This is a genomic window from Actinokineospora inagensis DSM 44258 (genome assembly GCF_000482865.1).
Taxonomy (GTDB): Bacteria; Actinomycetota; Actinomycetes; order Mycobacteriales; family Pseudonocardiaceae; genus Actinokineospora; species Actinokineospora inagensis.
Window position 1 is genome coordinate 1 of record NZ_AXWW01000022.1, and the last position, 11,649, is coordinate 11,649.

The window sequence follows — 11,649 nt, forward strand, 5'->3', positions numbered from 1 at the left end:
CGACACCCGCGACGGTCGCGACACCCGCGACGGTCGCGACACCCGCGACGGTCGCGACACCCGCGACGGTCGCGACACCCGCGACGGTCGCGACAGCCACGACGGTCGCGATACCCGCGCCGCCAGCGATGCCCGCGAGACCCGCGACGGTCGCGAGACCCGCGACAGCCGCGGCGCCAGCGACACCCGCGACGGTCGCGGCGCCAGCGGCATCCGGGTCGACGTCGTCGCCTGCGACCTGTCGGATCGGGCCGACGTTGCCCGCATGTTGGCCGAGCTGGATACCCCGGTCACCGCTGTCATGCACACCGCGGGCATGGGCACGCTCGCGCCGCTGGAGTACACCAGCGTCTCTGACCTCGCCCACCTCATCACCGCCAAGGTCGCCGGTGCCCGCCACCTCGACGAACTCCTCGACCCCGACCAGGTGGACACCGTCGTCCACTTCTCGTCCATCGCCGCCGTCTGGGGGGTTGGCCGTCACGGTGGTTACGCCGCGGGCAACGCCTACCTGGACGCCTTGGCCGAGCACCGGCGCAGCGAGGGCGCGCCGGTGCTGTCCATCGCCTGGGGCCCGTGGGACGGCGGTGGCATGGTCACCATGACCGCCGTCGAACCCATGCTGCGCCGCGGTGTCCCGCTCATCACACCAGGCCCGGCCATGGTCGCCCTGCGCCAGGCCCTCGACCACGCCGACAGCTTCGTCGCCGCCGCCGAGGTCGACTGGTCCCGGTTCGTCCCAGCTTTCACCTCCCTGCGTCCCAGCCCGCTGCTCACCGAACTCCCCGAGGCCCGCGCCGCCCTCCCCGCGGCGGCCCCGGCCGCCCCCGAGATCACCACCACCGGCTTCCGCGCCCGGCTGGCCCCGCTGCCCCCGGTGGAACGCGACCGCGCCTTCCTCGACCTGGTCCGCGCGCACGCCGCCGTCGTCCTCGGCCACTCCACCCCGGACGCCATCGACCCCGACCGGGCCTTCCGCGAGTTCGGGTTCGACTCCCTCACCGCGGTCGAGTTGCGCAACCGCCTCGCCACCGAGACCGGTCACGCGCTCCCCGCCACCCTCGTCTTCGACCACCCCACTCCGGTCGCCCTCGCGACCCACCTGAACACCCGCACCTTCCCCACCGCCGACGAGGACCCGACCCCCACCGACCTCGACCAGGTCGAGCTGATCCTCACCACGCGCCCGCCGGACGACATCACCCGCGTCCGACTGCTGATGCGCCTGGAGTCCCTGCTCGCCGCGCACCGCCCGGCCACCCCGACCACGGACCTGCTCGACCGCCTCGAATCCGCCACCACGGACGAACTCTTCGACCTGGTCGAGAAAGACCTGGGCCTGACATGACCCGGCAGCCCACCCCGCCGCGCGGCGGGCCCCTGCCCACCGCGCGCCACCCGTCCGCGCCCATCCCTAGTCCACTGTGGACGTCTGGCTCGACGAACACCAGAGCCGCTGACACCGACAGCCGGTTGCCAACCAGTGCCAACGACCGGGGAGGGCTGGGATGACCGACAACGCCACGGCCACCGAGCGCAAGCTGCGGGACTACCTGGGCCGAGTGATCGCGGAGTTGCACGACACCCGGGGTCGGTTGCGGTCCGCCGAGTCCGCCGAACGTGAGCCGGTCGCGATCGTCGCGATGAGTTGCCACCTGCCCGGCGGGGTGTCGTCGCCGGAAGACCTGTGGGATCTCCTGATTGCCGGCAGGGACGGCATCACCGACTTCCCCGCGGACCGCGGCTGGGTCGCCGAAGCGCTGACCCACCCGGACGGCCACACCTCGGTGGACTCGGCGCAGGGCGGTTTCCTGCACGACGCGGGCATGTTCGACCCCGGTTTCTTTGGGATCAACCCCCGTGAAGCGCTGGCCATGGACCCACAGCAGCGACTCGTGCTGGAAGGCACGTGGGAGGTCGTCGAACGCGCGGGCATCCACCCCGCCGCGTTGAAGGGCAGCCGCACCGGGGTGTTCGTCGGCACCAACGGGCAGGGCTACGGCGCGGGCATGCAGGCGGGCATGGCCGGCTCCGAGGGCTACCTGCTGACCGGCGGCGCGACCTCCGTCGTGTCCGGGCGGATCGCTTACACGCTGGGGTTGGAGGGCCCCGCGGTCACGGTCGACACGGCGTGCTCGTCGTCGTTGACCGCGTTGCACCTGGCCTGCCAGGCCCTGCGGTCCGACGACTGCTCGTTGGCGCTCGTCGGCGGGGTCACGATCATGCCGCACCCCACCGGCTTCCACGAGTTCAACCGGCAGCGCGGCCTGTCCTCCGACGGCCGGTGCAAGGCGTTCTCCGCCCGCGCCGACGGCATGGGCATGGCCGAGGGCGCGGCGATGGTCCTCGTCGAGAAGCTGTCCGACGCGGTCCGCAACGGACACCCCGTGCTCGCTGTCGTCCGCGGCTCGGCCGTCAACCAGGACGGTGCGTCGAACGGCCTGACCGCGCCCAACGGCCCCTCGCAGCAGCGGGTCATCCGCGCTGCCCTGGCCAACGCCCGGCTCTCCCCGGAAGACATCGACGCCATCGAGGCGCACGGCACCGGCACCGCGCTCGGTGACCCGATCGAGGCGCAGGCCCTCCTTGCCACCTACGGGCAGAACCGCGACCGGCCGCTGTGGCTGGGTTCGCTCAAGTCCAACATCGGCCACACCCAGGCCGCCGCGGGCGTCGCGGGCATCATCAAGACGGTGCTCGCGTTGCGGCACGAACTGCTGCCGCGCACCCTGCACATCGACGAGCCGACCCCGCACGTCGACTGGACGTCCGGCGCGATCGAGCTGCTGATCGACGCCCACCCCTGGCCTGCGGGCGACCAGATCCGACGGATCGGCGTCTCCTCCTTCGGCATCAGCGGCACCAACGCCCACGTGATCGTCGAGGAAGCCCCCGCCGTCGAGACCACCCCCCGAGCAGGCACCACACCACCCGTCGTTCCGCTCCCCGTCTCCGGTCGCACCGCTGCCGCGCTCGTCGCCCAGGCCGTCAACCTGACCGACGTCGACGGGGATCTCCTCGACATCGGCTTCTCCCTGGCGACAACCAGGCAGTCCTTCGAACACCGAGCCGTGGTCCTCGCCGCTGACCGGGACACGTTCACCGCCGGTCTGGTCGCGATCGAGGCCAACGACAGCCATGCCGACGTCGTGCGCGGGGTGGTCGAACCCGGCCTGACCGCGCTGCTGTTCACCGGCCAAGGGGCGCAGGTCCCCGGCATGGGGCAGGACCTGCACGCGACCTACCCGGTGTTCGCGCAAGCGTTTGACGCCGTGGTCGAGCGGATCGGTCTGCCCGCCGACGTGATCCTCGCCAGCGACCGCACCGATCACGCGCAGGCAGGCTTGTTCGCGGTCGAGGTCGCACTGTTCCGCCTGCTCGAATCCTGGGGCCTGCGCCCGGACATGCTGCTCGGCCACAGCGTCGGTGAGCTTGCCGCCGCCCACGTCGCCGGGGTGCTCTCCCTGGACGACGCCTGCACCTTGGTCGCCGCGCGCGGCAAGCTCATGGCGGCCCTGCCCGCAGGCGGCGCGATGCTGGCGGTCGAAGCCGCCGAGGACGAACTTGACCTCGACGGTGTCGATCTCGCCGCGGTCAACGGCGAACGATCCCTCGTCGTGTCCGGCGACGGGCCGGACATCCAACGCCTGGAAGACCGCTGGCGCGCGGAAGGTCGACGGGTCAAGCGGTTGACCGTCTCGCACGCCTTCCACTCCCGCCAGATGGACCCCATGCTGGCCGACTTCGCCGCCGTCGCCGCGACTTTGACCTACCACCAGCCCGCCGTCCCGATCATGTCCACAGTGGACGGCGATATGACGAGCCCGGAGTACTGGGTGCGCCAGGTCCGCTCCACCGTCCGCTTCCACGCCGCCGCCACGCGGGCCCGCGAGCGGGGCGCGACCAGCTTCATCGAACTCGGCCCCGACGGCGTGCTCAGCGCCCTGATCGGTGCTGGGGCCGTGGCCCTGCAGCGCGGGGGTCGCCCAGGCGTGGAAACCCTGCTGCGAGCCGTCGCGCGACTCCACGTCGCCGGGGTCGACCTGGACTGGACCGGCATCTACGCCCCGTGGGACGCCCGAGTCGTCCCGTTGCCCACCTACGCCTTCCAACGCCGGCGGTACTGGCCCGCGCTCAACACGGCCGGTGATGTGACCGCCGCCGGTCTCGCCGCCGCGGATCATCCCCTGCTCGGCGCGATGGTCTCCCTGGCCGGGAGCGACGGGCTGGTCCTCACCGGCAGGCTCTCCTCGTCGACCCAGGACTGGCTCGCGCAGCACCGCGTACACGGCACCGCGCTGCTCCCCGGCACCGCGTTCGTCGACCTGGTCCTCCGCGCGGGCGACCAGGTCGGGTGCCCGGTCATCGACGAGTTGACCCTGAGCACCCCGCTGATCGTCCCCGACCGAGGCGCCGTCCAACTGCAGATCGAGGTCGGCCCTGAGACCGGTGGACTCCGTTCGGTGGCCGTCCACTCCCGCCCCGACGGCGGCGACTGGATCCACCACGCCACCGGCGTGCTTGCCCCGCCGCGCGCGGGCGGCACCACCTTCGACGAATGGCCGCCCCAGGCCGAACCCGTTGACGTGTCGGACTTCTACGCGGTCGCGGCGACCGCCGGACTGGGCTACGGCCCGCTGTTCCAGGGCTTGACCGCGGCATGGCGGCGAGACGGCGAGGTGTTCGCCGAGATCACCCTGGACGGCGACGGTGATCGCTTCGGCCTGCACCCCGCGCTGCTGGACGCCGCCCTGCACGCCATCGCGGTCGGCTCGCTGCTCGACGGCGGCGCGGTCCGGCTCCCGTTCAGTTGGTCGGGTGTCGCCCTGCACGCCGTCGGCGCCACCGCGCTCCGCGTCCGGCTGGCCGCCACCGGCCCCGACTCGGTGTCGCTGGCCGCCGCCGACACCACCGGCGCCCCGGTGCTCACCGTGGACGCGCTGGTGCTGCGCCCTGCCGCCGTCGCGGCCGCCGACACCCTGCCCCGCGACACCTTGTTCCGGATCGACTGGGTGCCGCTGACCGGCGAGGTCGTCCCGTGGACCCTGGTCGACGACCCCGCCGACCTGGTCGACGTCCCACCGCTGGTGGCGGTGCGGATCGACGAGAACGACGTCGCCGCCGCGACCAAGCGAGCGCTCACTCTGGTGCAGACATGGCTCGACGACCGGTTCGCCGAGTCCCGCCTGGTCGTCCGCACCAACGACCCGACCGATCCCGCCGCTGCAGCCGTCTGGGGACTCGTGCGCGCCGCCCAGACCGAACATCCCGGCCGATTCGTCCTCGCCAACGCCGAGAAACCCTTCGCCGGTCTGGACACCGACGAGACCCAGTTCACCGTCCGCGACGGTAAGACCTTCGTGCCCCGGCTCGCTCGCATCACCACCCGACCGGACCCGACGCCGCTGCCCGGCGGCACGGTCGTGATCACCGGTGGCACCGGCACCCTCGGCGGCCTGGTCGCCCGCCACTTGGTCGAGAAGCACGGTGCCCGGGACCTGCTGCTGCTCAGCAGGCGCGGCCCACTCGCGGGCACCGACCTGGGTGTCGAGACCGCGTCCTGCACGGTCGTCGCCTGCGATGTCGCCGACCGCGAATCCCTGCGCGCCGCACTCGAAGGCCGCACCATCGCCCTCGTCGTGCACGCCGCCGGAATCACCGACGACGGCATGGTCGACAGCCTCACCCCCGACCGGATCGACTCCGTGCTGGCCAAGGCGATCGCCGCCCAGCACCTGGACGACCTGGTCGACGACGACGTGCCGTTCGTCCTGTTCTCCTCCGCCTCGGCCACCTTCGGTGCCGCGGGCCAGGCGAACTACGCCGCCGCCAACGCCGTCCTGGACGCGATCGCGCACCGCCGCCGCACCGCTGTCTCGGTCGCGTGGGGCCTGTGGGAGCAGGCCAGCGCCATCACCGGCCGACTCGACGGCATCGAACGCGCTCGCATCACCCGCGCGGGTGCCGCTCTCACCACCGCGGAAGGCTTGGCCCTCTTCGACGCCGCCCTCGCCGGGACGGACTCGCACGTCATCGCACTGCGACTCGACCTGCCCGCCCAGGTTGACGGGGTGGTGCCGCCCTTGCTGCGCGGCCTGGTCCGCGGTCGCGCCCGTCGTGCCGAGGCTGCTCCGACCGCCGGGTTGGGCGCCCGCCTGGCTGGCCTCGGTGAGGTTGATCGGCGCCAGACGCTGCTGGGGGTCGTGCGCGCCGAAGTCGCCGCCGTGCTGGGCCACGGGTCGGTCGACCTGGTCGAGCCGAACAGCTCGTTCAAGGACCTCGGATTCGACTCGCTGACCGCCGTCGAACTCCGCAACCAACTCGGCGCCGTGACCGGGTTGCGGCTCCCGGCCACCCTGGTCTTCGACCACCCCTCCCCGCGCGTCCTCGCCGACCACCTGCTTCCCCGGCTGCTCGGCGCCTCGGGGCCGACCGTGGCGGTCACCGCCACCCGGGTCGCCGACGAGCCGATCGCGATCGTGGCCATGAGCTGCCGCTACCCCGGCGGGGTCGACAGCCCGGACGACCTGTGGCGACTCGTGTCGACGGGCGGCGACGCGATCACGCCATTTCCGACCAACCGCGGCTGGGACACCGAGGGCCTGTACGACCCTGATCCAGAGTCGGCGGGCAAGTCCTACGTGCTCGAAGGTGGTTTCGTCCACGACGCCGATACCTTCGACCCGTCGCTGTTCGGGATCTCGCCGCGCGAGGCGCTGGCGATGGACCCGCAGCAGCGGCTGATGCTGGAGGCCTCCTGGGAGGTCTTCGAGCGCGCGGGCATCGACCCGACCTCGGTGCGCGGCACCCGGACCGGCGTGTTCGCGGGCCTGATGTACCACGACTACGCGGCCACCATGCCGGTGTTGCCCGATGGCGTCGAGGGCTACCTCGGCACCGGCACCTCCGGCAGCGTGCTGGCCGGTCGGGTGTCCTACACGTTCGGGTTGGAAGGCCCGGCGATGACGATCGACACCGCGTGTTCGAGCAGCCTGGTGGCCCTGCACCTGGCCGCGCAGGCACTCCGGTCCGGTGAGTGCGACCTGGCGCTCGCCGGCGGGGTGACGGTGTTGTCCACGCCCGCCGTGTTCGTCGACTTCAGCCGCCAGCGCGGGCTGGCCTTCGACGGCCGGTGCAAGTCGTTCGCCGCGGCCGCGGACGGCACCGGCTGGTCGGAGGGGATCGGCCTGCTGCTGGTGGAGCGGCTCTCGGACGCCGTCAAGCACCACCACCCCGTGCTCGCCCTGGTCAAGGGCTCGGCCGTCAACCAGGACGGCGCCTCCAACGGCCTGACCGCGCCCAACGGGCCCGCGCAGGAACGTGTGATCCGCCAGGCCGTCGCGAACGCCGGGATCGATCTGTCCGATGTGGACGCGGTGGAGGCGCACGGCACCGGGACCACGCTCGGTGACCCGATCGAGGCCCAGGCGTTGCTGGCGACCTACGGGCAGGACCGGGACCGGCCGCTGTGGCTGGGGTCGCTGAAGTCCAACATCGGCCACGCCCAGGCCGCCGCCGGGGTCGGTGGCGTCATCAAGATGGTGCAGGCCATGCGGTACGGCGTCCTCCCCAAGACGCTCCACGTCGATGAACCGTCCCCGCACATCGACTGGTCCTCCGGCTCGGTCGAGTTGTTGACCTCGCCGGTGCCGTGGGAGCGCAACGGTCACCCCCGCCGGGCCGCGGTCTCGTCCTTCGGCGTCAGCGGCACCAACGCGCATCTGGTCATCGAGGAGTTCGACTCGGCCGAACTCGGCCGCGCCGCGAAGCCCGCGCCCTGGGTGCTGTCCGCGACCTCCTCGGCCGCGCTGCGGGCCACCGCCCGCACACTGTCCACTGTGGAAGGCTCGTCCGGCGACGTGGCCTGGACCCTGGCGACCGGCCGAGCCCACCTCGACCACCGGGCGGTCGTGTTCGACCAGGCCGGGTTGGCGGCCGTGGCCGACGGCGCAGCCGGGGCGGTCACCGGCACGGCCGGGCGCGGCGGGGTTGTGTTCGTCTTCCCCGGGCAGGGTTCCCAGTGGGCGGGCATGGCGGTCGGCCTGCTCGAACAGCCCGCGTTCGCCGCCGCCATCGACGCCTGCGCCGAGGCGCTGGCGCCCTTCGTCGACTGGTCGCTGCGCGATGCCCTCACCGGGGACGACCTGGACCGGGTCGACGTCGTGCAGCCCACGCTGTGGGCGGTGATGGTGTCGCTGGCCGCGCTGTGGCGGTCGGCCGGGGTCGAGCCGTCCGCCGTCGTCGGGCACTCCCAGGGCGAGATCGCCGCCGCCGTGGTCGCGGGCGGCCTGAGCCTGGCCGACGGGGCGCGGATCGTCGCCCTGCGCAGCCGGGCCATCGCCGAGGAACTGCGCGGCGGCGGGATGGTGTCGCTCGCGGTGTCGATGGCCGACGCAGCCGACCTCATCGCCGGACTGCCGCTCTCGGTCGCCGCCGTCAACGGCCCACTGTCCACAGTGGTCTCCGGAGACGCCGGGGCCTTGGCCGAGTTGCTGGCCGTCTGCGCGGAGAAGTCGCTGCGGGCGCGGCAGGTCCCGGTCGACTACGCCTCGCACTCCGCCCACGTCGAACGCATCGAGGACCGCCTGCTGCGAGACCTCGCCCCGGTGACGCCCCGGATCGGCGAGCTGCCGTTCTACTCGGCCGTCACCGGCGACCAGATCGCCACCGACCGGCTCGACGCCCGCTACTGGTACGACAACCTGCGCGACACCGTCCGGTTCGAGGAAGCCACCCGGGCACTGCTGCGAGCGGGGAACACGCTGTTCGTCGAGGTCAGCGCCCACCCCGTGCTCGCCACCGGCCTGCAGGAGACGCTGGACGGTGGCACCGGCGCCGTGCTCGGGACGCTGCGGCGCGACGAGGGCGGCCTGGACCGGTGGCACACCGCTCTTGCCGAGGCCTGGGTGACCGGTGTCCCGGTCGACTGGTCGAGGGTGCTGCCCCGCGGCCGGTTCGTCGACCTGCCGACCTACCCGTTCCAACGCACCCGGTTCTGGCCGGACCCCGTGCGACTCCCCGGTGACGTCACCGCCGTTGGCCTGGGGGTGGCCGAGCACCCGCTGCTCGGGGCGGCGGTCCCGGTCGCCGGTACCGACAGCCTCGTGTTGACCGGCAGGCTCTCGACCCTCGTCCAGCCCTGGTTGGCCGATCACGCCGTGTTGGGGACCGTGTTGCTCCCCGGGGCCGCGTTCGTCGAACTGGCGCTGCACGCGGGCGCCCGAGTCGGCCTGACCACCTTGACCGAGCTGACCATCGAGGCCCCGCTGGTCCTGGGTGACGTGGCCGTCCAAGTCGTGGTGTCGGGCACCGAGGTGGGCATCTACTCGCGGCCGGACGAGACCTGGATCCGCAATGCCGCAGGCACCCTGTCCGACCACACTCGGCCGGGCGAACCGCTGACCGAGTGGCCGCCGCCCGCCACGCGGGTCGCCATCGGCGACTTCTACCCGGCCGCCGCCAAAGCGGGCTACGGCTACGGTCCCGCGTTCCGGGGACTCCGGGCGCTCTGGCAAGGCGACGGCGAGGTCTACGCCGAGGTCTCCGGCCCCGACGGCGACAGCTACGGCCTGCACCCGGCCCTCCTGGACTCCGCCCTGCACGCCCTCGGCGCACTGCGCCCGGACCAGTCCGGTGTGCTGCTCCCGTTCGCCTGGACCGGGGTCACCCTGCATGCCGCTGGCGCGTCGACTCTGCGGGTCCGCCTCACCGGCACCGACTCGGTGCGTCTCGACATCGCCGACGGCACCGGTGCGCCGGTGGCCACTGTGGACGGTCTGGTGCTGCGACCGGTGTCCGCCGACCAGCTCGCCACCCGCCCGTCCGACTCGCTGTACGCGGTCGACTGGGTGCCCGCCACCCCAGGTCCGGTCCCGGGATCGTGGGCGGTCATCGGCCCGGATCCGCGTGGCGCGGCCGAACACCTCGCCCCGATCGTCCCCGTCGACTGGCATCCCGACTTCGCCGCGCTCGTCGAGGCGGTGGACGCGGGCATGCCGAACCCGGAGGCTGTCGTGCTCACCCTCGCGGGCGACGACGTCGAGACCCGGGTCAACGGTCTGCTGGTGACCCTCCAGGCGTTCCTCGCCGACCAGCGCTTCGGCCGCGCCATCGTCCTCACCGACTGCCCCGCCGACCGCGGCCTGGTCCGTTCCGCGATCGCCGAGCACCCCGGCCGCTTCACCCTGGTCGACGGGGTCGAGGGCCTCGCCGCGCTCCCCGACGAGCCGGAGGTCTCGCTCCGCTCCGGCGTCCCCCACGTGCCGCGCCTGGTCCGGGCCACCGGCACACCCCGCGTTCTCGAAGGCACCGTGCTCATCACCGGCGGTACGGGCGGTCTCGGCCTGCTGTTGGCCGAACACCTCGCCACCCGGCACCGCGTCAGCCGCCTGCTGCTGCTCAGCCGCCGCGGCCTGGACACCGTGCCGGACCTTGGTGTTCCCGTTGAGGTCCTGACCTGCGACGTCGCCGACCGCGACGCCTCGGCCGCCGTCTTCGCCGACCACCACGTCGACACCGTCATCCATGCCGCCGCGGTGTTGGCCGACGGCGTGCTGGAGGCGTTGACCCCGGACCGGTTGTCCACCGTGTTGCGCCCCAAGCTCGCCGCCACCCACCTCGCCGAGTTGGCGGGCGACGCCGACCTCATCCTGTTCTCCTCCGGCGCCGCCACCTTCGGCACCCCCGGCCAGGCCAACTACGCCGCCGCGAACGCCCACCTGGACGGGCTCGCCGCCGATCGCGCTGCCCGTGGCCTGCGCACCGTGTCGATCGCGTGGGGGCTGTGGGCACGCGAGACCGGCATGACCGCCGCAGCCGACCGCACCGGCCCCGCGCTCTCCGACGCGGAGGGCTTGGCCCTGTTCGACACCGCGATCGGTGCCGACCGCCCACACATCGTCGCCGCCCGCCTCGACCTGCCCGGCCTGCGTGCTCGCGGCGCGGTACCGCCGCTGCTCCGGTCGCTGGTCCCGGTCGCGCCGCGCCAGGTCGAGGTGGACCTGGGCACCCGGCTCACCGGCCGAACTCATGCCGAGCAACAGGACATGCTGCTCGCCTTGGTGCGTGACCACGCCGCCGCCGTGCTCGGTTACCCCGGCCCGGACGCCGTCACCGCGGACCGCGGATTCACCGAGCTGGGGATCAGTTCGCTCACCGCGATCGAGCTGCGCAACCAGCTCGCCGCCGCGACTGACCTCCGGCTCCCCACGACCCTCGTCTTCGACTACCCGACCCCGAGCCAACTCGCCGCTCATCTGCACACCCGCCTCACCGCGGACCAGGTCCCCGCCCTGATCACCCATCTTGACCACCTCGAATCCGATCTCGCCACCGCCGACCCGGACCTCCGGGCCCGCGCCGTCGCCCGCCTCCAGGCCCTGCTCGCCCGGCACGACAACACCGCCACAACCGGCGCCACCCCGACCGCCCCCCTCGCCGAGGCCAGCGACGCCGAGATGTTCGCCTTCATCGACAACGAACTGGGTTCGTCATGACACCCGCACCCCACTCGGCGCACCGCCTGCCCAGCACCCCACCCGAGCGGCTCTCCGCTTCGTTCGTCCCTCTCCCTTCGTTTGCCGTGGAGCTGCGCCTGGCGACCAGTCTGCCCCTCCCACAAGACACTTCGGCGAAACATGTTGTGGCTGT

2 protein-coding genes are annotated in these 11,649 nt (G+C 72.9%); both read left to right on the forward strand.

The features are described 5' to 3' along the window. The coding region (locus H504_RS34030; RefSeq protein ID WP_157440301.1) for a beta-ketoacyl reductase at positions 1-1,348 on the forward strand (1,348 nt) is incomplete at its 5' end. Between the two features lie 160 nt (positions 1,349-1,508). Next, positions 1,509-11,495: a type I polyketide synthase gene (locus H504_RS0109085; RefSeq protein WP_026422531.1), complete on the forward strand. Its 9,987-nt coding sequence runs from the start codon at positions 1,509-1,511 to the stop codon at positions 11,493-11,495. The last annotated feature ends 154 nt before the right edge of the window (positions 11,496-11,649 follow it).

Excerpts from the sequence above, each read along its gene's own strand:
- H504_RS0109085 (WP_026422531.1), top strand. The coding sequence starts at position 1,509 with ATGACCGACAACGCCACGGCCACCGAGCGCAAGCTGCGGGACTACCTG.